The organism is Actinomyces oris (assembly GCF_001553935.1).
GTDB classification, from domain to species: domain Bacteria; phylum Actinomycetota; class Actinomycetes; order Actinomycetales; family Actinomycetaceae; genus Actinomyces; species Actinomyces oris_A.
Genome location: NZ_CP014232.1, coordinates 521,199 through 547,160, shown reverse-complemented (window position 1 = coordinate 547,160; position 25,962 = coordinate 521,199). Strand labels below are relative to the sequence as shown.

21 protein-coding genes are annotated in these 25,962 nt (G+C 70.9%); 11 read left to right on the top strand and 10 right to left on the bottom strand.

What is annotated here, in order from left to right:
• The first annotated feature begins 214 nt into the window (after positions 1-214).
• The 4 genes from AXE84_RS02445 (at position 215) to AXE84_RS02430 (ending at position 3,538) form a co-directional block, all read left to right on the top strand.
• Entirely contained in the window at positions 215-1,351 is a 1,137-nt protein-coding gene (locus AXE84_RS02445; protein ID WP_060956699.1) for a sugar-binding transcriptional regulator, read from the top strand.
• Between the two features lie 126 nt (positions 1,352-1,477).
• Positions 1,478-2,110 carry an amino-acid N-acetyltransferase gene (locus tag AXE84_RS02440; protein WP_060956698.1) on the top strand — a complete coding sequence of 211 codons (633 nt, stop codon included), beginning with the start codon at positions 1,478-1,480 and terminating at the stop codon, positions 2,108-2,110.
• 139 nt (positions 2,111-2,249) lie between these two features.
• Complete coding sequence (locus tag AXE84_RS02435) at positions 2,250-2,735, top strand: hypothetical protein (protein ID WP_060956697.1); 486 nt, start codon at positions 2,250-2,252, stop codon at positions 2,733-2,735.
• A 125-nt stretch (positions 2,736-2,860) separates the two neighbouring features.
• A complete protein-coding gene (locus tag AXE84_RS02430) occupies positions 2,861-3,538 on the top strand; it encodes a hypothetical protein (RefSeq protein WP_236750107.1) in 678 nt (225 codons plus the stop codon).
• Between the two features lie 117 nt (positions 3,539-3,655).
• On the opposite strand, the gene AXE84_RS02425 is transcribed toward AXE84_RS02430, so the two are convergent.
• Complete coding sequence (locus AXE84_RS02425) at positions 3,656-4,888, bottom strand: integrase core domain-containing protein (RefSeq protein WP_060956695.1); 1,233 nt, start codon at positions 4,886-4,888, stop codon at positions 3,656-3,658.
• Positions 4,889-5,151: 263 nt separating this feature from the next.
• Here AXE84_RS02425 and AXE84_RS02420 point away from each other — a divergent pair, with 263 nt between their 5' ends.
• Together AXE84_RS02420 and AXE84_RS13155 are read left to right on the top strand one after the other, a co-directional pair.
• The gene (locus AXE84_RS02420; protein ID WP_060958112.1) at positions 5,152-6,141 is read left to right on the top strand and encodes an A/G-specific adenine glycosylase; all 990 of its coding nucleotides are present in this window, start codon (positions 5,152-5,154) and stop codon (positions 6,139-6,141) included.
• A gap of 213 nt (positions 6,142-6,354) precedes the next feature.
• Positions 6,355-7,584, top strand: a complete 1,230-nt coding sequence (locus tag AXE84_RS13155; RefSeq protein ID WP_236750106.1) for a hypothetical protein — start codon at positions 6,355-6,357, stop codon at positions 7,582-7,584.
• Between the two features lie 58 nt (positions 7,585-7,642).
• Here AXE84_RS13155 and disA read toward each other — a convergent pair whose 3' ends face one another.
• From disA to tkt, 3 genes are all read right to left on the bottom strand, one after another.
• On the bottom strand, positions 7,643-8,713 hold the full coding sequence (gene disA / locus AXE84_RS02410) for a DNA integrity scanning diadenylate cyclase DisA (RefSeq protein WP_009393164.1): 1,071 nt from the start codon (positions 8,711-8,713) through the stop codon (positions 7,643-7,645).
• Positions 8,714-9,000: 287 nt separating this feature from the next.
• Positions 9,001-10,422, bottom strand: coding sequence for a DNA repair protein RadA (radA, locus tag AXE84_RS02405; protein ID WP_060956693.1), 1,422 nt, complete (start codon positions 10,420-10,422; stop codon positions 9,001-9,003).
• A gap of 159 nt (positions 10,423-10,581) precedes the next feature.
• Positions 10,582-12,672, bottom strand: a complete 2,091-nt coding sequence (tkt, locus tag AXE84_RS02400) for a transketolase (RefSeq protein ID WP_060956692.1) — start codon at positions 12,670-12,672, stop codon at positions 10,582-10,584.
• Between the two features lie 211 nt (positions 12,673-12,883).
• On the opposite strand from tkt, the gene AXE84_RS02395 reads away from it, so the two are divergent.
• The gene (locus AXE84_RS02395; RefSeq protein ID WP_060956691.1) at positions 12,884-14,266 is read left to right on the top strand and encodes an MFS transporter; all 1,383 of its coding nucleotides are present in this window, start codon (positions 12,884-12,886) and stop codon (positions 14,264-14,266) included.
• Between the two features lie 193 nt (positions 14,267-14,459).
• On the opposite strand, the gene AXE84_RS02390 is transcribed toward AXE84_RS02395, so the two are convergent.
• The 3 genes from AXE84_RS02390 to AXE84_RS13150 all read right to left on the bottom strand — a co-directional run bounded on the left by AXE84_RS02390 (position 14,460) and on the right by AXE84_RS13150 (position 18,533).
• Positions 14,460-15,920 (bottom strand): flotillin family protein, encoded by a 1,461-nt coding sequence (locus AXE84_RS02390; RefSeq protein WP_060956690.1) that lies wholly within the window; start codon positions 15,918-15,920, stop codon positions 14,460-14,462.
• A 102-nt stretch (positions 15,921-16,022) separates the two neighbouring features.
• Positions 16,023-16,526: a nodulation protein NfeD gene (locus tag AXE84_RS02385; RefSeq protein WP_060956689.1), complete on the bottom strand. Its 504-nt coding sequence runs from the start codon at positions 16,524-16,526 to the stop codon at positions 16,023-16,025.
• A 105-nt stretch (positions 16,527-16,631) separates the two neighbouring features.
• Complete coding sequence (locus AXE84_RS13150; RefSeq protein WP_236750105.1) at positions 16,632-18,533, bottom strand: hypothetical protein; 1,902 nt, start codon at positions 18,531-18,533, stop codon at positions 16,632-16,634.
• Between the two features lie 295 nt (positions 18,534-18,828).
• Here AXE84_RS13150 and dhaK point away from each other — a divergent pair, with 295 nt between their 5' ends.
• The 3 genes from dhaK to dhaM all read left to right on the top strand — a co-directional run bounded on the left by dhaK (position 18,829) and on the right by dhaM (position 21,002).
• Complete coding sequence (dhaK, locus tag AXE84_RS02370; protein WP_060956688.1) at positions 18,829-19,854, top strand: dihydroxyacetone kinase subunit DhaK; 1,026 nt, start codon at positions 18,829-18,831, stop codon at positions 19,852-19,854.
• Positions 19,855-19,920: 66 nt separating this feature from the next.
• On the top strand, positions 19,921-20,580 hold the full coding sequence (gene dhaL / locus AXE84_RS02365) for a dihydroxyacetone kinase subunit DhaL (RefSeq protein WP_060956687.1): 660 nt from the start codon (positions 19,921-19,923) through the stop codon (positions 20,578-20,580).
• Complete coding sequence (gene dhaM, locus AXE84_RS02360; protein ID WP_060956686.1) at positions 20,577-21,002, top strand: dihydroxyacetone kinase phosphoryl donor subunit DhaM; 426 nt, start codon at positions 20,577-20,579, stop codon at positions 21,000-21,002. Before dhaL ends, dhaM begins: the two co-directional genes overlap by 4 nt.
• A gap of 45 nt (positions 21,003-21,047) precedes the next feature.
• On the opposite strand, the gene AXE84_RS02355 is transcribed toward dhaM, so the two are convergent.
• Both AXE84_RS02355 and AXE84_RS02350 read right to left on the bottom strand, forming a co-directional pair.
• Positions 21,048-21,716 carry a potassium channel family protein gene (locus tag AXE84_RS02355; RefSeq protein WP_060956685.1) on the bottom strand — a complete coding sequence of 223 codons (669 nt, stop codon included), beginning with the start codon at positions 21,714-21,716 and terminating at the stop codon, positions 21,048-21,050.
• A 40-nt stretch (positions 21,717-21,756) separates the two neighbouring features.
• A complete protein-coding gene (locus AXE84_RS02350) occupies positions 21,757-23,358 on the bottom strand; it encodes an MFS transporter (RefSeq protein WP_060956684.1) in 1,602 nt (533 codons plus the stop codon).
• Positions 23,359-23,480: 122 nt separating this feature from the next.
• On the opposite strand from AXE84_RS02350, the gene AXE84_RS02345 reads away from it, so the two are divergent.
• Positions 23,481-24,173, top strand: coding sequence for a TetR/AcrR family transcriptional regulator (locus AXE84_RS02345; protein ID WP_060956683.1), 693 nt, complete (start codon positions 23,481-23,483; stop codon positions 24,171-24,173).
• Positions 24,174-24,235: 62 nt separating this feature from the next.
• On the opposite strand, the gene AXE84_RS02340 is transcribed toward AXE84_RS02345, so the two are convergent.
• Complete coding sequence (locus AXE84_RS02340; RefSeq protein WP_060956682.1) at positions 24,236-25,858, bottom strand: TrkH family potassium uptake protein; 1,623 nt, start codon at positions 25,856-25,858, stop codon at positions 24,236-24,238.
• Positions 25,859-25,962: the final 104 nt, after the last annotated feature.

Here is a 25,962-nt window from a genome sequence, read left to right as displayed (position 1 = left end):
GTTGCGTGTGGGAGAATGCGCAAGGGGCGTGCACGAATGTGCAGGCAGTTTTCGACGTTTCCACAAGAATGTCCGCACAACTGTGTGGACGGCTCTCCTGAACAGGACATCCGATGTCGCAGGCGGGAGGATCGTTCCCTCCCGCGGCGGGCAACCGCCGTGTGGAGCCGCCCCGTCGTCGGCGGGCGGAGCCGGATGGAGCAAGGAGGATGACGTGACTGGCAGAACCGTTGCTGACGCAGCCGGGAGTGCGGCCAGTGCCGCCGACCCCGGCGGTCTCCTGCGCGCCTACGAGGCGGCCTCCATGTACTACGTCCAGGGCGAGACGATGGAGGTGATCGCCCACCACCTGGGGGTGTCGCGCTCGACCGTCTCGCGGCTCCTGGCACGTGCCCGCCAGGAGGGCGTCGTGCGGGTCAGCCTCGTCCAGCCCGGGGGTGCCGGCTCCCTGGAGGGGCGGATGGCGCAGGTCTTCGGGGTCCGCACGCATATCGTCCCGGTGCGTGAGGGCACCACGGAGATCCACCGCCTCCAGCAGGTCGCCTCCGTCGCCGCCGCGCACATGGTCGATCTCATCGAGGCCCTGGCCGAGCCGGGCCGGGGCCGAGGTGTCGGTGCGCGTGAGTCCGGTGGTCCCGAGGGTGACGAGCCCGCCGGGTCGGGTCGGGACGCTGACGCGGGAAGCGTCGTCGTCGGTGTCGCCTGGGGCACCACCATGTCGGAGGTCAGCGCCGCCCTGCCCTCGAGGTCCGTTCCGGGACTGACCGTCGTCCAGCTCAACGGTGCCTCGGATCCTGTGCGTGAGGGGCCCAGTGCTGGCGAGGTGCTCTCCCGGATGCGCTTGTCGCTGGGGGCGCGCACGATCTCCTTCCCGGTGCCTGCCTTCTTCGACCATGTGGCCACGCGCGAGGCCATGTGGTCGGAGCGCTCGGTCAAGCGAGTCCTGTCGGTGGTGCGGCGCGCGAGCCTGGCCGTCTTCGGCGTCGGCGCCCTCGATGCCCTCAACGGGGCCCTGCCCTCCCAGGTCTACGAGGGCGGCCACCTCACGGCCCGGGACCAGGCCGTGCTGCGCCGCCAGAACGTGGTGGGGGACGTCTGCACCGTCCTGCTGCGCGCCGACGGCTCCTGGCGTGACGTCACCCTCAACGCCCGGGCCACCGGCCCGACCCCCGCCCAGCTCGCCCGGATTCCGCGCCGCCTGTGCGTGGCCGCGGGAACCGGCAAGGCCCGCGCCCTGCTGGCCGCGCTGCGCGCCCGGACCGCCACCGATCTCGTCGTCGACGACGCCACTGCCCGCGCCGTCCTGGATCTCGCCGAGGCCCGCGGCCAGAAGGGAGGCGGTTCTCGATGAGTCTCGAACGTGGCAGGATGTGGGCCCGGATCGCGCTGCGGTCTGCTCACGGCTCCGACGTCGCCGGTGGAGCACCGGCTCGCGGGGCCCACGACCAGAACTGAGTCTTACTGAATGCGGACGACTATGAACAGCACTGCTGTCAGGACAGATGAACACCTGCCCACCGGTCGGGCAGCTTGCCGGGCTGAGGTCTACGGGGTCGACGGCTCCCGACGCGTCCTGCGGCCGGCTCGCCCGGCGGACGTGCGTGCCATCGCCGAGCTGGTGCGGCCCTATGCCGAGCGTCGCGTTCTCATCGCCAAGGACCTCATCTCCTACTTCGAGGACATCCAGGAGTTCATCGTCGCCGAGGAGATCCCCGGCGTCGCCGGGCCCGGTGGAGCAGACGGCGGAGAGGTGTCGGCGGCGCCCAGGATCGTGGGCTGCGGGGCTCTGCACGTCATGTGGGACGACATCGCCGAGGTACGCACCCTGGCCGTTCACCCCGACGCCGTGGGGACCGGGCTCGGTTCAGCCATCCTGCGCGAGCTCATCGCGCAGGCCCGGGAGATGGGGCTCAAGCGGGTGTTCTGCATGACCTTCGAGGAGCCCTTCTTCGGTGCCCACGGTTTCGAGCCGATCGAGGGCACCCCGGTGGGTGCGGACGTCTTCTCCGAGATGCTGCGCTCCCACGACGACGGTCTGGCTGAGTTCCTCGACCTGGCCCGCGTCAAGCCCAACACTCTGGGCAACGCCCGCATGCTCCTGCACCTGTGAGCTGACCGCCCTGGATGGGCCGGGTGTGGTTCGCTGCGGCGCGCCGTAGTCCTGTGCGACCTCATGGTCGGGCGCGATCCTGTCGGACAAACGACCGGCGGCTGTGTGACAGCCGTGCGACAAACGTGGAGGAGCACCCATGATCCGCAACGTTCACGAACGCGTCATCAATGCCTCTATCGAGGCCCTGGGCGCCCTGCTTGACGGGCTGGGACAGAAGGACGACCGCCTCTGGCCCTCGCGGTCCTGGCCACCGATGGTCCTGGACCGGCCCCTGGCGGTGGGAGCCGACGGTGGGCACGGCGTCATCCGCTACTACGTCAGCGAGTACGAGCCTGGCCGGCGAGTGCGGTTCACCTTCCGTCCGCGAACAGGGATCATCGGTGCCCACGAGCTGAGCCTTGATGCCCTGGACGGTGAGCGCACCCGCATCCGCCACGTCCTCATCGGCCGTACCCGCGGCGCCATGCGACTCATGTTCTCGGCCGTCGTCGAGCCCCTGCATGACGCCGTCGTCGAGGACCTCCTCGACAACGCCGAGCGGGAGGCGACCGGTTCGGTGGCCCGGCCCGCGTCCTGGAGTCCACGGGTACGCGTGCTGCGCCGCCTCATCGGTGGAAGGTAGCCGTCAAGGGCTCTGTTCAGGGAGATGGGGAGTTCTGCCAAAGGCCGGTGCAGAGCCGGAGCGATAGGCTGACAAAGCGTCGTCAGAACCCCATCATTCCGAAGAACCCCTCGAGGAAAATACTCGTGAGACAGCCGCCGGTTAACGATTCCCATGGTTGGCCCACCCAGTCGAATCCGGGACGGCGTCATCGGGTGCCGCCGATCTCGCCGGTCAAGGAGAAGCTGGTGCGCCGAACCGCGTTCACCGGCTCTGGCTGGATCGTGTTCATTTTCTGCGGTATTCCAGGGTTGTACCTGCTGAACATCGCGCGACTCTTCGTGGGGGAATGGGGTGGCGCTTTCTTCACGGCGCTGATAATCGGGCTGTTGCTCCTCCTCCCTGTCGCGGTGGCGGCCTCGAGGAGGACGCAGTTCGATGCGGATGGGATTCATGTGCGGGGCCTGTGGAGCGCGCATGATGCCCCGTGGCCCCGCTCCCGCCGCGGGCTGGTCGTCCAGCGGCCGGCTAAGAACCCGGTCCTGGGACTCCTCATCATGGCCTTCGCCGGGCTCTTCATCGTGATTCTGGTGTTCCTGAGTGATGGGAACCTGACCCCGGATGAGTTCCCCGGCATGAGTCTGGCCGCTCGGACCTACGTCCTCGACTCCGAGGGAGAGGCCGTCTGGCTTGCAGGAATGTCGCGCCGAGGATTGTCCAGGTCCGGCACGGAGCGCAGAAGCTCGGCGGAGCTGGATCGGATCTGGGATTGGGCAGTGGCTCGCGGTTATACCCGGGAGACGGGTACGCCTGCGCGATCGTAGGTTCAGCCTCGGCTTCGTAGGGTAAAGGGTATGTGCTGTCTCCTCACTTCTGAGACATTTGGGGGTCATGACTTCTGAGACGTTTGGGTGTCATGACTTCTGAGACACCGGTGGGGGTTATGACCTGTGAGACGTTCGGGGGCGTCGGGGTGGGAGCGGGATGAGTCTGTAGGGCGGTTTCTTGGTGTCGATGGTGGAGCGGTTGCCTTGCTGCCTCTGGGTGGGTTGGGGCCAGGGCAGGGACACGAAGCGGCGCCCGTCGGGGTCGTAGAGGTCCAGGCGCGTGGTGTACTCGATCAGGGTGACCTCGACGCCGCGCATGGTCTGGCCCAGTGACAGTGCACGGTCCTTGTAGGACACGCACCCGTTGGACATCACGGTGCGTCGGGCGCGGTCCACGGCCTGGTCGGGATCGGCGGGGTCGGGCAGGCTGATGGGGCCGCCACCGGCTGGTAGGCGCTCCAGGTCGATGGGGGCTGGGCTGGCCAGCGCCCTGGGGGTCTGAGCCCATACCCTCAGCGGGGTCAGTGCGACGCCGTGGCCCTGGTGCTGGCGCTCGGTGTTGTAGTAGCTGGTGAAGCGGTCCAGCTCGGCGTTGAGCTCCTCAAGGGTGCTGGCCGGGTGGGCGCGCAGCCAGGCGGCTGCCGGCTGGTGGGAGCGCTCGACCTTGCCCTGGGTCTGAGGGTGGCCCACCCGCCCGCTGATGGGACGCACCCCCAGGGATGCCAGCCACTTCTCGGTGGCTCCCGGGCCAGTGATACGGCTGGTGTTGAACGCCAGCGCGTTGTCCGACAGGATCGCCGCCGGACGCCCCCAGGTGGCGAAGGCCTCCTCAAGGACCATGCGGGCGCCTGCCACGCTCTCACCGCCCCAGCAGGCCCTCAGGGCGGTGATGACCCGCGAGCAGTCGTCAACGACCTGGTAGACGGTCACCAGACGGTCCTCCAGGTGCCATTGGAAGCCGTCGATCTGCCACAGCTCGTTGGCCGCGCTGCGGGTGAAGCGCTTGTACGACGTCCTGGGCCGCTTGCGCGGGGCGGGGACCACCAGGCCGGCTCTGCGTAGGCTGCGGGCGATCGTCGCGCGCGAGGGAGCCGGAACGCTGGCGCCCTGGCTCATCACCCACCACACCGAGGCCGGACCCGCCTCCCGGCCGGCGGCGAGCAGGTCGGCGCGAACCTGGGCGATGCGCTCATCAGTGCCCTGGTCCCACACCCGCGCCGGGTGGCGCGGGGCCCGTGAACGCGCCGTCAGCGCGGCAGCCAGGCCCTCGTGCTCAGCGCGTCGGCGTATCCGGTAGAACGAGGCCCGCGAGATACCCACCTGAGCGCAGAACTCCTCCACGCTCATCCCACTGGTCCTGGAGTCAAAACCTATGACCTGCTCACGCCGAGACGGCGAAATCGAGTTACCCATAACCCCAGGCAACCCGCCCCACCAGTGTCTCAGATGTCATGACATCCGAAACTCTCAGAAGTCATGAGACAACACAGTAGGGTAAAGGGTACGAACCGGGTGCCTACCCTACGATCGCGAGGAGTGCGACGACTCTCAGCCGGCTGGTGACGAAGGCATCCGGCCTCGCCTAAGCCGTTGCCGCTACGGTGTCCCTCGTGCCCGACCGCCCCACCCCTGACGACACGCTCACCGCTGCGACCTCGGCCACGCCGGCGCCATGGCCGGCCGATCCGGGTGAGCCCTCGGCGCAGGACGTCATGACCTGGTACGACGCCCATGCCCGCGACCTGCCGTGGCGCAGGCCCGGTACCACGCCGTGGGAGGTCCTCGTCTCGGAGGTCATGAGCCAGCAGACCCCGGTGGCCCGTGTCGTCCCCGCCTGGCAGGAGTGGATGCGGCGCTGGCCCGGCCCCGCCGAGCTCGCCCAGGCCCCCACCGCTGCGGTGCTGCGGGTTTGGGGGCGCCTGGGCTACCCGCGCCGGGCCCTGCGTCTCATCGAGTGCGCCCGCAGCGTCGTCGAGCAGCACGGCGGCGTCCTGCCCGACGACCTGGACGCCCTCCTGGCCCTGCCCGGGGTGGGGGAGTACACGGCCGGCGCGGTCCTGGCCTTCGCCCACGGTCGGCGCGCCCTCGTACTGGACACGAATGTCAGACGGGTCCTGGCCCGCGCCGTCGCCGGTCAGGCCCTTCCCGCCCCCAGCCTCAACCGGGCCGAGCGCGAGCGGGCACTGGACCTGCTGCCCGACGACGACTCCACTGCCGCCCACTGGTCGGTGGCCGTCATGGAGCTCGGCGCCCTGGTGTGCACCGCCCGCGAGCCGGACTGCGGGGCCTGCCCGTGGCAGACCGGCTGCGCCTGGCTGGCGGCCGGCCGCCCCGCGGACCTCCACGCGGGCCGACGCCGCACCCAGGCCTGGCACGGCACTGACCGCCAGGCCCGTGGGCTGGTCATGGCCCGCCTGCGCGCGGCCCCCGACGGGCAGCGCGTCGAGGCCGCTGAGCTCAGGGCCTGCGCCGCCAGGGCCGGCACGCGAGCCTCCGGCGGAGCTCGCGACCCCGAGCAGCCGGTGCGCGCCCTGGCCACGCTCCTGGCCGACGGGCTCATCGCCACCGACGACGACGGCGTCACCTACCGGCTTCCCTAACCGCCCACCGCCGCGTGATCCGCCCCGGCGGCCGGCCGGGGACGCAGTCGAGGGGCTCGCACAGGGCGGTGGGTCACCGGCCCTCTGAACCGTTCCGGCGCCAGGTCGCACGGGCCGCCCCGTGCGGACAACGACGAAGGTCTCACGCTCTGGCGCATCGCCGGGGCGGGGCGCTCACGGGCCTGGGCTTGTGACGCCGGTAAAGTCGTGACCATGGCCAAAGGACGTGGACGCAACCATGGGGAAAGCGCAGGACGACGAGGCTCGGCCCGTCGCGGCGCAGGCTCCTCGTCGGGGCGCTCCGCCTCGGGCTCCCAGTCCCGGCCCCATCGGCAGGGCGCTTCCGGTGGCGGCCCGCGGACGGGCGCTGGGCAGTCCTCCTCAGCCCGCTCCAGTGGAGTGCCCCGATCCTCCCAGGCCAAGGGACGCGGCGGCCGCGCCTCGGGCACGAAGTCGACCGGACGCCCCCTGCACTCGGGACAGACGGGCCGGCCCGCCGGCGGGCACTCGGGCACGCCGGCCCGGGGCGGCAAGAACCGCCGGTCCCCCCAGGGCGGCCAAGGGACCTCGACGCCTCGCTCACGGCAGGCCGCTCCGGGAACCGCTCGCTCCTCCCGGACGAGCTCGACTCAGGCCGCTCGCTCCGATCGTCGTCGACACAGCTGGGGCGCGGGCCTCCAATGGACCCATATCGGCGGCGGGCGGCTGACCGGAGCCCCCGACTCGATCCCGCAGGGCCCGGACCAGCCTCGCAGTGGGCGCCTGCGCAGGCCGGTCCCGCCTCAGCCCCGCTACGGTCTGCGCCGTGCCCTGGTGCTGGGCGGAGTGCTGCTGGTCCTCCTGCTGTTCGTCGTGGCCATCGTTGTCGGCTACCTCTGGGTCCGCAACACCATCCGCAGCCAGGACGAGGAGCGCGCCGCCGCCCAGGTGCACACCGTCTACCCCACGCCGGGAAAGTGTGATCCCGCGGCCCTGTCGAGCACGGTGCAGGGGCCCGAGTCCGTCAGTGTCGGCGCCGGGGCGACCTTCTCCATCTCCCTGGTCAACAGTGGCCAGGCGCCCTGCCTGATCGACGTCGGCAGCCAGGCCCTGGGGGTGCGGGTCACCTCGGGCTCCCAGCAGGTGTGGGACTCTGTCACCTGCCCCGTGGGCCAGACTGAGAAGGCCCTTCTCCTGCCGGCGGGCAAGGGCGCCGAGGTCACCGTGACCTGGAACGGCAACGCGGCCACCTCCGACTGCGCAGCAGCGAACGCCGCACCGGCCTCTCCGGCCGGTGCATCGGCCTCCCCGACTCCGAGCGCTACCGCATCCTCCTCTGCGAGCCCCTCAGCGGGTCAGGCGCAGACCGCCCCCGGCAGCGCTGCGGGCGCGGGGACCTACCGCTTCCGCTTCGTCATGGGGGATAAGGACCTGTCGGAGGACCGGGTCTTCGTCGTCGGCTGAGGGCCTTCTGCAGGCGGGCGCTGGAGTGGCCGGCGGAAAGGCCCGGCGACCGCCGAGTTCAGGAGTAGCGCTCGACGACGGAGATCTCCGCCAGCCGCGACAGCCCGTCGCGCAGGGTCCGGGCCCGCTGGGCGCCCACACCCTCGACGGCCTCGAGCTCCTCGATGGTGGCGCCGAGGACCCCCTGCAGGGACCCCCACTGCTCGACGACGGCGCGCGCCGTCACCACGGGCAGGCGTGGGATCTTGGAAAGGATCCGCAGGCCGCGCGGGGAGACCTGAGCGTCCAGGTCCTGTCCGTCAATGCCGCCCAGTCCCATGGATCGCGCCACCATCGCCAGGTCCAGGAGGGCGGGGGAACCCACCCACTTCAGGCGCGCATCGACGGTGGCCGTGTCCAGGCCCTCGGGCAGGTAGTCCTCCAGGAGGAAGCCGTGCTCGGCGAGCAGGCCCCGGGTGAGCTCCTCGACCTGGAGGGCCAGGAGGCGCCCGTCGGTGCCGAGCTCCAGGACGTAGGAGTCGATGTCGGCGGAGATGCGGCGGACCATCTCCATGAGCTGGAGGACCGAGGTGACGTCACGGACGGTGACGAGGTCCTCGATCTCCAGGGAGTCCAGGCCGGCGGAGGTCTGGTCGAGGCGGGCCTTGTAGCGCTCCAGGGCGGACAGGGCCTGGTTGGCGCTGGCCAGGATCGACTCGCTGGGCTCCAGGACGTGGCGCTTGCCGTCGACGTACAGGGAGATGATCCGCATCGACTGGCTCACGGAGATGACCGGGTACCCGGTCTGGCGAGCTACGCGCTCGGCGGTGCGGTGACGCATGCCCGTCTCCGAGGTCTGGATCGAGGCATTGGGCAGCAGCTGGACGTTGGCGCGCCGGATCCGGGCGGTGTCCATATCGACGACGACGCCGCCGTCCATCTTGGCCAGCTCACGCAGGCGGGCGGCGGAGAGCTCAACGTCCAGGTGGAAGCCGCCTGAGGAGATGGCCTCGACCACCGGGTCGAAGCCCAGCACGATGATCGCCCCGGTACGACCGCGCAGGATCCGCTCCAGGCCGTCGCGAAGGACGGTGCCGGGAGCGACGAGCGCAAGCGTCTCGCGCAGCTGGCCAGCGGCCTCGATCATCATCTCTCCTGATCTCGCGGTGTCCTGGGGAAGGGATCGCATCGTGTGCCTGCCGGGGCATGGACCGCGCTTGGGACCTTCGGGTCTCACAACGCCCAGGTGAGCGCATACCCCGGTGCTCACGCCCCCATGGTATCGGCAGGCGGGCCGACCTTCGGAGAGGGCCTTCCCACACTGGACCAGTCGGTCTGTTGGCGGCGCCTGGCCGATCCACGGCGGACATGTTGATTGCTCACTACCTGCGCTCGCTCCTTACCTCGGTGCTGTCCGTGCCGTCCGAAGTCGCCCTGTCAGCCACGCGGGAGTGCCGCCCCCATGGCCTCACCCACGTGCGCGACCGGCAGGACCTGCATCCCGGTGACCTCGCGCAGCTCGGCCGAGCCCGCCAGTGGCACGATCGCCCGGTCGAAGCCGAGGCGGGAGGCCTCCGCCAGACGCCGCTGAATGCCGACGGTGGCCCGCACCTCGCCGGTGAGCCCCACCTCGCCGAAGGCCACCAGGCCGGCGGGCGTGGGCAGGTTGCGCGCGGCCGAGACCACGGAGATGGCCATGGCCAGGTCCGTGGCCGGCTCGACGGCGCGGGCCCCGCCCACGGTGGAGACGTAGACGTCCGCGCTGGAGGTGTCCACCCGCAGTCGGGCACTGAGGACGGCCAGCGCCATGGCCGTGCGCGAGTGGTCCACCCCGGAGGTGGTGCGCCGCGGGGAGCCGGCGTTGGTGGGGGCCACCAGCGCCTGGATCTCCACTGGCATGGGGCGGCGCCCCTCCAGGGTCACGGTGGCGCAGGTGCCCGGCACCTCGGAGCGGGCGGCGGACAGGAACAGGCCCGAGGGGTCCGCCAGTCCTACGATGCCCCGCTCACCCAGGTCGAAGCAGCCGACCTCATCGGTGGGGCCGTAGCGGTTCTTGACGGCCCGCAGCAGCCGCAGGCGGGCGTGACGGTCCCCCTCGAACTGGGTGACGACGTCGACCAGGTGCTCCAGGACCCGAGGCCCGGCGATCCCGCCGTCCTTGGTCACGTGCCCCACGAGCAGCACCGGGATATTGCGCTCCTTGGCTACCGCGATGAGCGCACCGGCCACGGCCCGCACCTGGGTGACGCCCCCGGCACTGCCCTCGACCTGAGCCGAGGCGATGGTCTGAACCGAGTCCACCACCAGCAGGGAGGGACTGGCCGCCTCCACGTGCCCCAGCAGGGCCCCCAGCTCGGTCTCCGCGGCCAGGAGCAGCCCGGGATCCAGGGCGTCGATGCGCTCGGCCCGCAGCCGCACCTGCGAGGCCGACTCCTCACCGGTGACGTAGAGGACCGGTCCGTCCCCGCGTTCGCGCGCCACGGCGGCGGCCTTCGCGGCGACGTCGAGCAGGAGCGTGGACTTGCCGACGCCGGGCTCACCGGCCAGCAGCACGACGGCACCCGGCACGATCCCGCCGCCCAGGACCCGGTCCAGCTCACCCACCCCGGTGGGGCGGGCCCTGGCCTCCGTGGCGCTGACCTCCCCGATGGGGCGGGCGGCCACGGTCGGTCGCACGGCGCCGGCAGCGCCCAGGGCCCCGCCGGCGCTCCCACCCGGGGCGCCTGCGACCTGAGTCTCCTCCAGGGTTCCCCACTCGCGGCACTCCCGGCACTGGCCCATCCACTTGGGGCTTGACCAGCCGCACTCCGTGCAGCAGTAGGAGACCTTGGGGGCCTTGGGACTCTTCGATGCGGGCATGACCGGAGAGTATCGGGCCCCACCGACATCTATTCCCCACACGCCCCCACACGTTGAGCCGGGCGCTCTTGGCGCAGCCCTACGGTCGTTCCGTAGGACTGAGCGAAGAACGCCCGGCTCGGTGCTTGTGTTGATGGGGTGGTGGGGACGCGGCGGGCCTCAGCCGCGGGTGCGGGCCAGCGCCCGGCGGGCCCGCTCGGCGACGTTGTCCCCGGTGAAGCCGTACTCCTCGAACAGGGCAGTGCCGGGGGCGGAGGAACCGTAGTGGTCGATGGAGACGATCTCGCCGGCGTCGCCGACGATCTCGCGCCAGCCCAGGGCGATCCCCGCCTCGATGGCGACCCTGGCGGTGCCGGCCGGCAGCACCTGCTCCCGGTAGGCGGCGTCCTGCTGGGCGAACCACTCCAGGCAGGGGGCGGAGACCACCCGAGTGGGGGTGCCCTCCTTCTGGAGGATGTCCCGGGCGGCCACGGCCACGCCGACCTCGGAGCCGGTGGCGATCAGGACGACCTCGGGTGTCGTCTGCTGCCCATCGGCGTCGGCGGCCTCGGCCAGGACGTAGGCGCCGCGACGCACGCCCTCGGCGGCGGCCGTGGCGGAGGCGCTCACGGTGAGGTTCTGACGCGACAGGGCGATGCCGGCCGGCTCGTCGTGACGGCGCAGGATCTCCGCCCAGGCCGCGGCGGTCTCGTTGGCGTCCCCGGGGCGCACCACGGACAGGCCGGGGATGGCGCGCAGCGCCGCCAGGTGCTCGACGGGCTGGTGCGTGGGCCCGTCCTCACCGACCCCGATGGAGTCGTGGGACCACACGAAGACCGGGCCGATCCCCATGAGAGCCGCTAGGCGCACGGCCGGGCGCATGTAGTCGGAGAACACCATGAAGGTGCCCCCGTAGGGGCGGGTGAGCCCGTCCAGGGCGATTCCGTTGAGGATCGAGCCCATGGCGTGCTCGCGCACACCGAAGTGGAGGGTGCGCCCGAAGGGCCCGTCGCCCTCGGACTGCGCCAGAGCGGCGGGAAGGAAGGAGGGTTCCCCGGCCATGGTCGTGTTGTTCGAGCCGGCCAGGTCCGCCGACCCTCCCCACAGCTCGGGCACCACGCCGGCCAGGGCGGAGAGCACCTTGCCCGACGCCGCACGGGTGGCCAGGGACTCGCCCACCTCCCAGGTCGGCAGGGCCTCCTCAAGGCCCTCGGGCAGGCGGTGGGCCTCAAGGCGCTCCAGCAGCGCGGCACCGGCGGGGTTGGCCCGCTGCCAGGTCGCGAAGCGCTCGTCCCAGTCCGCTCGGGCGGCCCGGGCGTTGTCAGCGGCCTGCGTGCGGGCGTGGGAGACGACGTCCTCGGGCAGGATGAAGCTCTGCTCGGGGTCCAGGCCCAGGGCGCGCTTGAGCCCGGCGATCTCCTCGGCCCCGAGCTTGGAGCCGTGGGAGGACTCCTGGCCCTGCTTGGTCGGGGAGGGCCAGGCGATGATGGTGTGCAGGCGAATCAGCGACGGGCGCGCGCTCTCGGCGCGGGCCGCGACGATGGCCTCGTGCAGCGCCTCGAGGTTCTCCGCGTAGCCGTCGGGGCCGGTGCGCCAGTCGACGTCGAGCACCTGCCAGCCGTAGGCCTCGAAGCGGGCCGAGACGTCCTCGGTGAAGGCGATGTCCGTGTTGCCCTCGATGGAGATGTCGTTGTCGTCGTAGATGGCGATGAGGTTGCCCAGCTGCTGAGTGCCGGCCAGGGAGGCGGCCTCCGAGGACACGCCCTCCTGCATGCAGCCGTCGCCCAGGACCGTGTAGACGAAGTGGTCGAAGACCGACTCGCCCAGCGGGGTGCCGGCGTCGAGCAGTCCGTGCTCGCGGCGTGCCGCCATGGCCAGGCCCACCGCGTTGGCGAAGCCCGCCCCCAGCGGGCCCGTGGTGGTCTCCACCCCGGGAACCTCACCGAACTCGGGGTGGCCCGGCAGGCCGGCCGGAGAGCGGAAGGCCGTGAAGCCCTCCAGGTCGATGTCGTATCCGGCCAGGAACAGCTGGATGTACTGCACCAGCGAGGCATGCCCGATGGACAGGACGAACCGGTCCCGTCCCAGCCACCCCGGATCCGCCGGGTCGTGGACCATCTCACGCTGGTAGAGCAGCCACGCCACCCCGGCCAGGGAGATCGGCGTACCGGGGTGGCCCGACCCCGCCTTCTCCACGGCGTCGGCGGCCAGGGCCTTGGACACCGCGATGGTCTGACGGTCAAGGTCGGTGAGCAGCGGCTCAGCGCTCATAACTGAGGACTCCTTGTGCATGAGGGTGCGTCTTGCTCGCGGCCACGGGCGCCGTGACGGTGGTGCATCGCGGTGCCTCCGCGGGCGGGCATCAAGGGTGATCCTTCCCGCTTCCGCGGGGGCGGGCAAGTACAGGCGTGAGCGTGTGTGTCTCTCACACTCGGGGGCTGTTCCCGGACGCGGTGGTCCTTGCCCGTAGATTGGGCCGCATATGGGTACAGCAAGAGGACGCGCGACGCTGTCGGTGGAGCACGGCAGCGCTTTGGAGCAGATCGACTCCCGGCCCCTGACGGGCCATCAGCGAAGCATCATCGCTCTGGCGATTGTCGCCAACATCTCTGAGTTCTTCGACATGTTCCTCATCGGCTTCGCCGTCGTCCAGCTTCAGAAGGAGTGGAGCCTGGGCGGCTTCGAGACCGGTGTCATCCTGGCCTGCTCCGGGCTGGGCACAGTGCTCGGCTCGGTCCTGTGGGGCCGGGCCGCCGACCGGATGGGCCGACGACGCACCTTCTTCTGGTGTGTCCTGCTCTTCACCGTCTTCACCCTGGCCTCGGTGTTCACCCCCACCGGCTGGTGGATGATGCTGGCCCTGCTGCGGGTGCTGGTCGGAGTGGGCGTCGGGGGCCTCAACATCGTCTCCATCCCCTACGTCCAGGAGTTCGTGCCCACCAGGCAGCGGGGCCTGCTGGCCGGGCTCGGCTCGGTGTTCATCCCGCTGGGGCTCTTCCTGGGTTCGCTGGCGCAGCGGGTCCTGCACGACAACTGGCGCGGCCTCATTGCGCTGGGGGTCGTCCCGATCCTCCTGCTGGCTTGGATCCGGATCGTCCCCGAGTCGCCCCGCTTCCTGCTCTCCCACGGCCGCGAGCGCGAGGCCCGCGAGTCCATCGCCTGGGCCCTGGAGCTGAGCCCCAACGACGTCGGAGCCCTGCCGCCGGTGCGGACCGGGCCGCGCATCGCCTACAGCGAGCTGCTGCGCAAGCACCTGCGGCCCCTGCTCATCGTCTCGGTCGGCTCCTTCTGCTTCATCCTGGGCTCCTTCACCGTGCAGTCCTGGGGGCAGACACTCCTGGAGGTCGGCTTCACCGACATCGGCGCCGACGCCGTGGGGACGCTCTTCATGGGCGTCTCCCTGGTGGATCTGCTCGGGCGCCTGGCCTCGGCCTGGCTCGCCGACCGGATCGGGCGGCGCTGGACGTTGTTCTCCTTCGGGATCCTCGGGGCGCTCGGAGCGGTCATCGTGGCCTTCTCCGCCCACTGGGAGACCTCGTGGATCGTCTTCTTCACCGGCATCTGCCTCACGATGGGCTTCGGCGACGGTGCCTTCGGGATCCTCAACGCCTTCGGCGGCGAGCAGTTCCCCAACGACGCCCGGGGGACCGGCCTGGGCCTGGGCTACGGCATCGGCGCGAGCGCGAAGATCGTCGGGCCGCTGCTCATGGGGGCGATGATCGGCTCCGGCAGTCTTCAGGATCTGGCGCACCCGCTGGCGGCCGTCTTCCCGGCCTTCCTCTTCTTCGCGGCCATGCTGGTCCTGGGGGGCCTGATCTACCTGATGGCCCGCGAGACCAAGGGGGAGACCCTCGAGGACATCTGAGCGCCCCGGCGCTTCGAGGCCGTCAGCGACCGCGGGCCGAGGCGGACGAACCCGTCGCCGCATGTGCCGGTGCTGGTGACCTGCCCGCTGGCGGTATGGAGTGACGGGAGCGTGCTACGTGGCCGGGTGCGGGCGGTGGAGACGTCCCGCACCCGGCCACGTGGGTGCTCTCTCGGTCTGAGGCGCGTCAGCGTCAGTGCGCCGGCTGCTCGACGACGTCGACCGGATCGCCGCCGTCCTGGTTGGCGCGGTCGGCGTGGTCAGCAGAGGCGTCCGAGCCCGGCAGGTGGCCGCCCACCATGTCTGTCAGTCCGGTGCCCACGAGGCTGCGCAGGATGAGATCGAGCTGCTCGACGTTGTTGGCCACCGCCTTGGGCAGGGCGGAGGCGCCCTCGGTGGAGATGATCGACAGGTCGCGCACGCTGGCCAGCGGCTCGCTCAGGGCCCTGGCGATCTCGGGGGCCTTGTCCAGCAGCATCTGGCGGGTGGCGGCCTCGCCGTACTTGGCCAGGGCGTCCGCCTTGTCGCTCATGGCCTTGGCCTCGGCCTCACCGGCGGCACGGATCGTGTCGGCCTCGGCCTGGCCTCGGGCCGCGATGGCCTCGGCCTCGGCGCGGGCCCGGGCGGCGGTCGCCTTGGCCTCGGCCTCGGCGCGGGCCACGGTGGCCTGAGCCTGGGCCTCGGCGTCCAGACGGGTGCGCTCGGCGTCGGCCTGGGCCCGCAGCAGCGCCTCGGTCTTGGAGGCCTGAGCCTCCTGCTCGCGCTGGTAGCGGGCGGCGTCGGCGGGCTTGCGCACCGTGGAGTCCAGCTCGCGCTCGGTCAGGGCAGCCTTGGCCTCGGCCGCCTCCTGCCCGATGATGGCGATCTCTCGCTCCTTGGCGGCGCGGGCGATCGGGCCGGCGGAGTCGGCGTCGGCCTGGGCCTTGTCCGTCTCGGCCTTGAGCTGGGCCTGACGCAGGGACAGGTCGCGCTCGCGCTCGGCGATCTGCTGGCGGGAGGTGACCTCGGCGTCGCGGGCCTCACGCTCGGCGTTGGCCCGCGCGATGCGGGCGTCCTTCTCGACGCGCTGCTGCTCGGGCACGCCCAGGGACTCGATGTAACCGCCGGCGTCGGTGATCTCGGAGACCTGGAGCATGTCGATCTCCAGACCCATGTTGGCCATGATGCTCTTGGCGTCGTCGAAGACGTTGCGCTGCAGGGCGTCGCGGTCGGAGATGAGGTCGGTGACCGTCATGTGGCCGATGATCGAGCGCAGGGAGCCGATGAGCGCCTCGCGGGCGGAGTCGGCGATGGCCTGGTCCGTGTTGGGCTTGCCCAGGAAGCGCTTGGCGGCGGCGCGCACCTGCTCGTCGGAGTCGCCCACCTTGACGGCGGCCACGGCGGCGACGTTGACGTGGATCTTGTTCTCGTCCTCGGCGGTGACCTTGAAGCCGATCGTGGTCTGGGTGAAGGGCAGGTACTGGATGGACTGGATGACCGGCAGGACGAAGTCACGCCCGCCAGGGTGGATGATCTTGACCGTTCCCCGGTTGGATCCGGAGATCAGACCAGTGAGGTTGGAGGGGACGACGACGATGCGGCTGAACAGGTAGGCGACCGCCGCGAGCACGATGATGGCGACGATGACGATCAGGCCGATGATTGATGCACCCATGCGGGTTCCTTTCTATGCGGGGAGAGGGGATGAAGGAGGATGGTGGGCAGACGGCGTGAGCAACGGGTGGGGCGTGCGATCGGTCAGCGGCTCCCGGTGGGCTCAGCTGCTGATCTGCTCCCAGGGGGCGATGTCCAGGGTGGAGTCGACGGCGTCGAGCACCCAGGCGCTCTGCCCCGAGTGCAGCGGCTGCTCGGAGCGCGCCGGCAAGGTGAGCTGGTGGCCGCGCGTGATGGCACGAACTTCGCCGCTGCCGTCCTTCCACCACAGGACGGTGACCTTCTCACCGACCAGCTCTGCGGCAGTGGGAGGAGCCGTGTTCAACGGCATGGAGCGCCTGAGCCGGTTCCACAGCCAGCGCATGAGCGCCCCGGACGCGACGGCCGCCGCGGAGGGAACGCCCCACAGCACCACCGTCGGTACCTGCGCCGCGGCCGAGCCCGATGTCGCCGTCACTCCCATGCCGATGGCGCCGAACACGGCCACCGGCAGAGCGAGGATCGGCACGAGCCCATCAGGCAGGAGGGCGTCCAGCAGCCCGTCGAAGAGGATGCCGGCCACCAGGACGGTGCAGCCGATGATCGCGCACCAGGCGAAGACGCCCACACCAGCTCCCTTCCGCGCAGGCCCCACGGCCTCCGACACCTGGATTCTGCCACGCAGGCCGGGAGGTGAAGCCGGGTTGGGATGGGAAGAACAACCCGGTTGGACTCAGGCGCCGCGGGCTCGTGGCAGCTGACCGGAGTCCTGCAGGGACGGTGCAGCCGAGGACCAGGACGTCGCCGTCGGGATGGCCGTCGCAGCAGAGGGGTTGGTGGGAATGGTCATGGTCTCCTGCATCGCGGGATCGGCCCCGTGCTCAGGGCTGGCCGGGACAGCTGTACCTGTAGTGCCGGCTGTGCTCGCCATGACGGCTGCTGCCCGGTGGGATCCGACGGCGTCGGCGGGGACGGCTGCGGCGGCAGCCACTGCGGAGGACTGATCGGCATGCGGGGACGCAGTGAGGACGGGCAGACCCGACGGGTCGGGTACGGGGAGGCTGGTGCCTCCCGGCGCCGTCACGGGAGCCTGGGGCGTGCCCTGAGATGGAAGGATTCCGTAGCCGGCCCCTGCCGGCCCGGTGGTCGTAGCAGGGCCCGCGGTGGCAACTGTGGAGGGCTGGGGGCCCGTGGGTACCGCGACGGTCTGCACGGATACTGCCGCGGCCCTCACCGGTGACCCGACCTGGCCCTCGGGTGGCGGGTCCGCCGGGGCGCCGGTGTAGTCGGGGAGCGGCTGGGCCGGCTGGGGCCTCGTCGGTGCAGTGTCGGCGGCCGCGCCGGCTGCGAGCGGTGACGTGGGTGCCTCGGTGGCGTGGCGCCCGATCTGCGTCCCAGGGGGAGTCGAGGCGAGGACGGGCTCGGTCTCCACGGTGTTGGCCGAGGCCGTCGAGGCACCCGAGGTCGGAGCCACGGAGGCGGGCAGGGGCGAAGCCGTCCCCGTGACCGTGACCGCGTCAGGAGCCGCGGCCGCCTGCATGGACGAACCGGTCAGAGCGGCCTGAGCGCGTCGACGCCGGGAGATGCGGCTGGGAGTCGGGTCCTCGAAGACGGGCCTGCGTGCCTCGGGCGACCGGTGGCTCGTCGGGCTCGCTGGGCTCGCCAGGGACTGCTGGGGCCGATCCTCACGTGCTGAGGTCCGCCCGGGAGTGAGCGGAGGCCAGACGACGTCGGCGTCGGACAGGGCGGTGGCGGCCGGCCTGGGGGTCGCCTCCGCGGCTCTCCGCTCCGCCCGGCTGCGCGCCCGTCGCGAGCGTCGTCGGGGCTCGGGGCCGGAGGCGCGGGCACCGTCCCCGGAGGGCACGGCCCTCGTGAGCCCGGTGTTCCCAGCGACCCCACTGGCCCGGGTGGCCCCGACGGGGGAGGCGGGGCTCGGGTAGTCGGCGAACTTGGCGATGTGGTCCAGGTCGTAGTGGGTCGGGTCCTGTCCGGCGTTGCGCAGCACGTCCTCCAGAGGGCTGAGCAGGGCCAGCCGGAAGGCGGGGTCGACGCAGCGAGCGTTGACGGCGCCCCAGATCTGGTCGGCGGTCAGGGACTCCTCGGAGGATCCCAGGTCGTTGCGGATCGCGGTGACCAGGTCCGACTCCAGACGCGCGTAGGCCATGGCGTAGGCACTGGGCCACGGGGCCTCGGGCCGTTGGGTGCGCAGGAGGGCGAAGTTGCGCATGGCGCGCAGCACCTCGTCCGAGCCGCCCACCAGGGCCCCCACCCGCAGGCGGTCCAGTGCCTCGTTCTTCATCGTCCCGGTGCCCTCGGGGCCCAGCAGGTGCTTGGAGTCCTCGACGACCTCGCGCAGGAAGACCCGGTAGGCGGCGACGCTGTCGGGGGTCGTGCGCTCCTTGGTCATTGAGCGCAGCCGCTCGGCGGCGTGACGCGCCGCCAGGCGGGCCGAGCTGGCCTCGGACTGGACCTCGTTGATCCGCGAGATGCTCGCCCGGGAGATCCGTGACGCCTCCTTGAGCGCCAGGTCCGCATGCGCCGTCGAGCGCCGTGCAGCGAAGACGGCGGCAACAGCGACCAGGATGGAGACACCGGCTGCAATAGTGGCCACGACGGCGACGACGGACAGATCCATGCCCCTATCCTGCCCGTTATCGACTCGGTGGTGCCGCGAAAAAAGGACCTCCCCAGATAGTCCCCAGAATCTCTGCGGGTGACGCCCAGGCCGAGCGGTGGCCGGGCTCACGTTGAGGCGGGTGGGGCGGCGCCGGCGGGGCAGTAGGCCGGCAGGCCGCGTCTCCGGCAGACACCCGCCCGGTCGCCTCAGCGCGTCTTCGGTCCGGAATGATGCAGCGGGCTGCACCGACGTGCACGGTCCAAGATCCTGCTCTCCGCCCCATGAGGGCCCGTGGCGCGGTAGCGTCAGCGCCATGAAGAAACTCATCAACGCCGTTGACAACGTGGTCACGGACGCCCTGCGGGGCATGGCCGCAGCCCATCCCCACGAGCTCGACATCGACCTTGACCAGCACATCGTCTACCGCCGCCGCCCCAAGGAGCAGGGCAAGGTCGCCATCATCTCCGGAGGAGGCAGCGGGCACGAGCCCCTCCACGGTGGCTTCGTGGGCACCGGCATGCTCGACGCCGCCTGTGCCGGCGAGATCTTCACCTCCCCGGTCCCCGACCAGATGGTGGCCGCCACCAGCGCCGTCGACCGTGGAGCCGGCGTGCTGCACATCGTCAAAAACTACACCGGCGACGTCATGAACTTCGAGATGGCCGCCGAGATCGTCGAGGCCGAGTCCGGTATCCAGGTCGCCAGCGTCGTCACCAACGACGACGTCGCCGTCGAGGACTCCCTCTACACCGCCGGGCGCCGCGGCGTGGGCGTGACCGTCATGGTGGAGAAGATCGCCGGCGCCGCCGCCGAGCAGGGACGCCCGCTGGATGAGGTCGCCGGTATCGCCGCACGCGTCAACGCCGCCGGCAGGTCCATGGGGATGGCCCTGACCTCCTGCACCGTCCCGGCCAACGGCAAGCCCTCCTTCGACCTGCCCGAGGGCGAGATGGAGATCGGTATCGGCATCCACGGCGAGCCCGGACGCCACCGCGAGAGGACTGCCCCCGCCGCCGAGATCGCCGAGCGCCTCGTCACCCCCATCCTGGCTGAGCTCACCGCGCTTACCGAGCTGGAGAGCGTCGGCGCCGACGAGGGTGTCATCGCCATGGTCAACGGCATGGGCGCCACCCCGCTGCTCGAGCTCTACCTCATGTACGGCGAGATCGCCCGCCTCCTTGAAGACGCCGGGATCACCGTGGCCCGCAACCTCGTGGGCAACTACATCACCAGCCTTGACATGGCCGGCTGCTCCCTGACCCTGGTGCGCGCCGACGCGGAGATGCTGAGCCTGTGGGACGCCCCGGTCAACACCCCTGGCCTGCGCTGGGGAGCGTGAGGACCTGACACAATCGGGGGGCCCGATCACCTGCGGGCACCCCAAGGACACTGAAGGAGAAGCGATATGACCGCAGAGGTGGGAGCCGCCCGCCACTCGCTGAGCGTGGCGGACCTGGCTACCTGGGTGCGCCGCAGCGCCGCACTTATCGCCGAGCACGCCGAGGAGCTCACCGACCTGGACGCCGCCATCGGTGACGCTGACCACGGCACCAACATGAAGCGCGGCCTGGCCGCCGCCGCCGAGGCTGTGGAGGCCGGTAGCTTCGCCAGCGCCGACGTCCTGCTCAAGAAGGTCGGCACCACCCTGGTCTCCACCGTCGGGGGCGCCTCCGGGCCCCTGTACGGCACCTTCTTCCTGCGCGCCGGGGGCGCCGTGGCCGGCCTGGAGGTGCTCGACGCCCAGGCGCTCGCGGGCGCCCTGGAGGCCGGGGTCGGCGGACTCGCCGCACGGGGGCGGGCCACCACGGGGGAGAAGACCATGCTCGATGCCTGGAGCCCGGCCCTGGAGGCCCTGCGCGCCCACCCCGGCGACCTCGCCGCCGGCGTCGCGGCCGCCGCGCAGGCCGCCGCCGAGGGGCGCGAGGCCACCAAGCCCATGGTGGCCACCAAGGGACGGGCCTCCTACCTGGGGGAGCGCTCGGTGGGGCACATCGACCCCGGTGCCGCCTCCACCGTCCTGCTGCTGACAGCCCTCGACGACGTCGTGGCAGGGAGAGCGTCGTGAGTGCCGTGAGCGTCGGCATCGTCCTGGTCTCCCACTCCCGGGCCCTGGCCGAGGCCGCCATGGACCTGGCGCGCCGGCTCATCGTGGCCGTCGACGTCCCCGTCGAGCTGGCCGCGGGCCTGGCCGACGGTGGGCTGGGTACCGACCCCGGGGCTGTCGTCGAGGCCGTGGAGCGCCTGGCCGAGCGCTGCGAGGGCGTCCTGGTCCTGGCTGACCTGGGCAGCGGGATCATGAGCGCCGAGATGGCTCTGGAGATGCTCGAGCCGGCCCTCGCTGAGCGGACGCGCCTGTCGGCGGCGCCCTTCGTCGAGGGGCTGCTCGGCGCCTACGGCGCCGCCGGGATCGGCAAGGATCTTCAGGCCGTGGCCGCTGAGGCCGACGGCGCCGCCGAGGCCAAGCGCTCCCAGGTGGCCGCCTTCTGACGCACTTCTGACGCGCGTCGTTGGGTCAGGGGGTGCCCGGCCGGCTCATGCGCGGTTGGCGAAGCGCTCCAGGAGGGCGGCGTCCCCGCCGACGACGAGCACGTCCTCGGCCGACACCAGGGTGTCCGGGGTGGCGTACTCGAAGGGCTCGCCCGGGCTCATGAGACCGAAGACGGTCACCCCGTAGCGCGAGCGCACCTTGGACTGGCCGATGGTGAAGCCGTGCAGCTCCGTGGGCGGACGCATCTTGACGATGGTGAAGCCGCCCTTCTCCATCTCGATGTAGTCGAGCATGCGGCCCGAGACGAGGTGGGCGGCCCGCTGACCGGCGTCGAACTCGGGGTAGACGACGTGATGGGCGCCGATGCGGCGCAGGATGCGGCCGTGGGCGCGGGAGATCGCCTTGGCCCAGATCTGGGGGGTCTCCAGGTCCACGAGGTTGCCGGTGATGAGCACGGAGGCCTCCAGGGAGGTCGCCACCCCCACGACCGCGGTGCCGAACTCGGTGGCGCCCAGCTGCTCCAGGGCCTCCACGTCCGTGGCGTCGGCCTCCACCAAGGGGATGCGGCCGGTCCACCGGCGCACGGTGGCGGGATTGGCCTCCACGGCCAGCACCTCGCGCCCCAGCCGGTCCAGGGTGGCGGCCACGGCCGAGCCGAAGCGTCCCAGCCCGATGACGAGCGTGGAGTCAGTGCGCGAGAGCGGGGCAGGCATGAGGTCTCCTGAGGTCGGCCGTGAGGCAGTGGCCCCTACGCTACCGCCTGCGGCGACGGCGGAGGCTCAAGCCGATCCCACAGGCCACGAGGATGACGACGGCGCCGGCCAGGACCCAGGCCATCATCGAGAAGCCGCCGGAGTAGGCCTCGATCTGAGCCCGGTCGATCAGCTCGGCCTTGAGGGACTCGATGATCCGCTTGCCTGCGGGCGACTGCGGCAGGGCCTGAGCCCGCATCATTGCCTCCATGGCGGCCGCCTTGACCTCCTCGGTGTGCTCGGTCACGTAGTCCTCGGCGTGCTGGGTGGCGTAAGAGGTCATGAGTGCCACTCCGAAGGAACCGCCGATCTGCTGGGCCGCGCTCAGGATCGCTGAGGCCAGCCCGGTCCGCTTCGCGTCCACCCCGCGCGTGCCGGAGTTGAAGGTGACCGGCATCGTCAGCCCCAAGCCGATCCCGAAGACGATGAGGCCGGGCAGGGCGACCTGGGAGTAGGTCGAATCCGTCGTCATGCGCGAGAGGATGAGGAAGGAACCGGCCAGTACCGCCACCCCCAGGGGCAGGGTGCCGCGCGCCCCGAGCCTGGGCACGATGACGCGGCCGGCCGGGATCGCGGTCGCGATCAGGGCGAAGACCATCGGGAGGAAGACGACTCCGCTCTTGAAGGGCGAGTAGCCGAGGTGGTTCTGCATGTAGTAGGTCAGGTAGATGATCGCGCCCATCTGTGCGGCGCCGGCGATGAACTGGGTGGCGTAGGAGGCCGCCCGCACGGGCATCGCCATCATCGACAGGGGCAGCACCGGGCGGCTTGCGAAGTGCTCGCGGACCACGAACAGCAGTGCGGCGATACCGCCGAGGGCCAGCCAGCTGACGGTCGACGTCGAGGTCCAGGAGGTCTGCTGGGCCCGGTCGAGCCCGTAGACGGCACTGAAGCAGGCTCCACAGCCCAGAACCAGGCCGCTCAGGTCATCAGCGATGCGCGAGCTGCGATCGCGCTGATCGGCTGGTGGAAGGCTGCGCTGCCCGATGAGCAGAGCGGCAGCGGCCAGGAGGATGTTGATGTAGAGGGCCCAGCGCCAGCTGAACCAGTCGGTCAGGGCCCCGCCGACGAGTAGTCCGATGGCTGCGCCCAGTCCGGCAGTGGCACCGAAGATGGCGAAGACCCGCTCGCGCTCGGTGCGCTCCGTGAAGGTGACGTTGAGCAGTGCCTGTGAGGTGGGGGCCAGCAGGGCGCCGAAGCAGCCCTGGGCCACGCGGGCCACCAGCAGGATGGGGAAGGAGGTCGCCATCCCGGCTGCGAGGCTGGCGACCCCGAAGCCGATCAGTCCTACCTGGTAGGAGCGGCGGATACCCGCCACGGCGCAGAGCCTTCCCCCGAAGAGCACGAGGCCACCGAAGGCCAGGCTGTAGCCGGTGACCGTCCACGGGCTCTGGGACACGGTCATTCCCAGGTCCTCCTGCATCCGAGGCAGGGCGATGGCGATGATCGTCAGGTCCAAGACGATCATCAGCTGGGTGAGGACGGCGCTGACCATGACCGCACGGCGATTGGGGCGCCGCGCGGTCATGACGGTCGTCTCCTCCTGTGTCTCTTGTGCCGACTCGGTCCGCTCCTTGAGGGCGGATGCCTCTGAGGATGTCATTGCGACCTCCATATCAAAATGATCGTTTTCGTTTGCGTTCGGGAGTCTAGGGAGTGTGTGGCGGCTAGTCAACAACGATCGTTTCGATTTGGAGTGTGCTCTGAGTCGCTTATCCTGAACTCATGCCACGAGTGACTGCCGCCTATCGGGAGCGTCAGACCGACCGGATCCTGCAGGCCGCCGAGGAGTGCTTCGCGCGCAGCGGTTTCCAGGCCGCCTCCATGGACGAGGTCATCGCCGCGGCCGGAATGTCGTCGTCGACCGTCTACCGCTACTTCCCCGAGGGCAAGCGATCCCTCATTCGGGCGGTCCTGACCCGGCGCATGGGGCCGCTCGCCGAGCGGATCAAGCGGATCGCCGAGTCCGAGGAGCCGCTCGACTTCGAACGGGACTTCATTGAGGCGCTCACCCTGCTCAACTATCAGCGGCACGGCGCTGCAGCTGACTCAGCTGACTCAGAGGCGGACCGGCAGGATGAGGCTCTTGGGGTTTCTGACGACGTCGGTCTGAGCTCCTGGGCGCCTCTGGCCTACCACGCCTGGGGGGAGCTGACCCGTGATCCCGAGATGAGCGTCCTGGTCCAGGAGAGCTACCGGGACATCCACGGAGGTCTTGCCCGCCTGTGTCGCAATGGGCAGAGGGTGGGGACGATCTCCTGCCGTCTGAGTCCCGATCAGCTGGCCTCCCTCATCCAGAGCGTCTCCTTCGGTCTCATCGTCGAGCAGCTCATTACCGGCCGGGCTGATGTGGAGGGCGCGGCCGCCACTCTCAGGCAGCTGCTCGCGCCGGATGGGCCGAAACCCGAGGGGAGCTGATCGTTCTCCCTGGTGCCTGCAGGCTCTCGGGTGAGCAAGTGCGGAGAGCAGGGCGGTGGGCGCTAGCCGATCATCGGGCTGGCCTCGGGCATCCGGATGACGCGGCGCCGCTCGCGCAGCGCCAGGGCGCTGGCCGCCGTCATCGTGCCCACGCGGCCGACGAACATGAGCGCCACGATGACGTACTTGGCCCCGTCCGGCAGGGAGGGCGTGATGCCCGTGGACAGTCCCACGGTCGCGAAGGCGCTGATGACCTCGAAGAGAATCCGGTCCAGGGACAGGTTGGTCATCTGCAGCAGCAGGAGCGTGGCCAGACCGATGATGCTGGAGCCGATGAAGGCCACCGCCACGCTCAGGCGCACGGTTGAGGGGGTGATGCGCCGCCCGAAGGCCTCGATGTCCTGGTCGCCGCGGGCCTCGGCGAGAATCGCCAGCAGCAGGACCGCGAAGGTCGTCACCTTGATGCCGCCGGCCGTCGAGGCCGAGCCGCCCCCGACGAACATGAGGGCGTCCTGAAGGAACCAGGTCGCCTCGTGCATGTGCTCGGGCGGGATCGTGGACAGCCCCGAGGAGCGGGCGTTGACGCCGTTGACGAGCGCGGTCATGATCTTTCCGCCCGTGGGCAGGGAGCCGTAGGTGAGCGGGTTGTTCCACTCGAAGGTGGCGATGGCAATGGTCGAGGCGAGTGTGAGGGCCAGGTAGGTCGTCAGGGTCAGCTTGGTGTGCAGGCTCCACGTGCGGGGACGGCGGCGTCGGCCCATGATGTCCAGGATGACGGGGAAGCCGACGGCGCCCATGAAGGTCCCCAGGATGATCGGCAGGCCGATCCACCAGTCGGTGGAGTAGGCCTCCAGGCCCTCGGGCATGATGACGAAGCCGGCGTTGTTGAAGATCGACAGTGCCATGAAGACCGCGTACCACAGGGCGTGGCCCACATCGAGGCCATGGCTGAGGAAGGGTGGCAGCAGCATGAGTGTCAGGAGGAGCTCGCAGCCGGCGGCCGTGTAGATGACGGCGCGCAGCAGCCGCCCCACTTCACCCAGGCGCGACTGGTTCTCCGAGGCCGCCAGCATCCGCTGAGTCAGTCCCACGTGCCGGGACACCGCCAGGGACAGCAGGGAGGCCAGGGTCATGACTCCCAGACCTCCCACGGCCGCGGCCAGGATGATGACGACGTGCCCGAAGGTGGACCAGTAGGCAGCCGTGTCCACCGTGCTCAAGCCGGTGACGCACACCGCCGAGGTGGCGGTGAACAAGGCGTCGAGGAAGTCGGCGTGCTCCCCGCTGGTCGTGGCGATGGGGAGGCTGAGGAGGCCGGTCACCACCACGATGATGGCCGCGAAGACGATGACGGCCAGTCGGGCCGGGTAGAAGCGGGCGGCCCGCGCGATCTGGCCGAGCGGCTCAATGTGTCGGAGCAGGCGGCGAATCCCGGTGAGCTCCGTACCCGGCAGCTGGGGGAGGGGCGATGGCTCCTCGAGGAGGTCGGCTCCCTGTCTGGAACTCGGGGGCCTCTTGTGGCGCTTCCACGCATGGCCGACGACGCCCACGAGTGGGGCGTGCCAGTGGGCCTGACGGCGCCTGCCGGCCTGGGAGGCGCCGCGCTTCCCGGTCGGGGTCTCGCCGCGGGATCCGCTGCCGGGCTCCGGCTCCTGGGCGGTGTCTGTCTGGGGCACGGTCGCCATTGTGGTCCCGCTGGCCCGGCTTCGTCACGTTTCCCGGCATCGTGGGCCGGGTCTGTTCGAGTGGGGCCGGTGGGTGGGCTCGGGTGCCCGCCGTCGTGACGGCC

Coding starts and splice junctions, on each gene's coding strand:
- AXE84_RS02440 (WP_060956698.1), top strand. CDS start 1,478: ATGAACAGCACTGCTGTCAGGACAGATGAACACCTGCCCACCGGTCGG.
- AXE84_RS02435 (WP_060956697.1), top strand. CDS start 2,250: ATGATCCGCAACGTTCACGAACGCGTCATCAATGCCTCTATCGAGGCC.
- AXE84_RS02425 (WP_060956695.1), bottom strand. CDS start 4,888: ATGAGCGTGGAGGAGTTCTGCGCTCAGGTGGGTATCTCGCGGGCCTCG.
- AXE84_RS13155 (WP_236750106.1), top strand. CDS start 6,355: ATGGCCAAAGGACGTGGACGCAACCATGGGGAAAGCGCAGGACGACGA.
- disA (WP_009393164.1), bottom strand. CDS start 8,713: ATGATGATCGAGGCCGCTGGCCAGCTGCGCGAGACGCTTGCGCTCGTC.
- radA (WP_060956693.1), bottom strand. CDS start 10,422: ATGCCCGCATCGAAGAGTCCCAAGGCCCCCAAGGTCTCCTACTGCTGC.
- tkt (WP_060956692.1), bottom strand. CDS start 12,672: ATGAGCGCTGAGCCGCTGCTCACCGACCTTGACCGTCAGACCATCGCG.
- AXE84_RS02395 (WP_060956691.1), top strand. CDS start 12,884: ATGGGTACAGCAAGAGGACGCGCGACGCTGTCGGTGGAGCACGGCAGC.
- AXE84_RS02390 (WP_060956690.1), bottom strand. CDS start 15,920: ATGGGTGCATCAATCATCGGCCTGATCGTCATCGTCGCCATCATCGTG.
- AXE84_RS13150 (WP_236750105.1), bottom strand. CDS start 18,533: ATGGATCTGTCCGTCGTCGCCGTCGTGGCCACTATTGCAGCCGGTGTC.
- dhaK (WP_060956688.1), top strand. CDS start 18,829: ATGAAGAAACTCATCAACGCCGTTGACAACGTGGTCACGGACGCCCTG.
- dhaL (WP_060956687.1), top strand. CDS start 19,921: ATGACCGCAGAGGTGGGAGCCGCCCGCCACTCGCTGAGCGTGGCGGAC.
- AXE84_RS02355 (WP_060956685.1), bottom strand. CDS start 21,716: ATGCCTGCCCCGCTCTCGCGCACTGACTCCACGCTCGTCATCGGGCTG.
- AXE84_RS02350 (WP_060956684.1), bottom strand. CDS start 23,358: ATGACATCCTCAGAGGCATCCGCCCTCAAGGAGCGGACCGAGTCGGCA.
- AXE84_RS02345 (WP_060956683.1), top strand. CDS start 23,481: ATGCCACGAGTGACTGCCGCCTATCGGGAGCGTCAGACCGACCGGATC.
- AXE84_RS02340 (WP_060956682.1), bottom strand. CDS start 25,858: ATGGCGACCGTGCCCCAGACAGACACCGCCCAGGAGCCGGAGCCCGGC.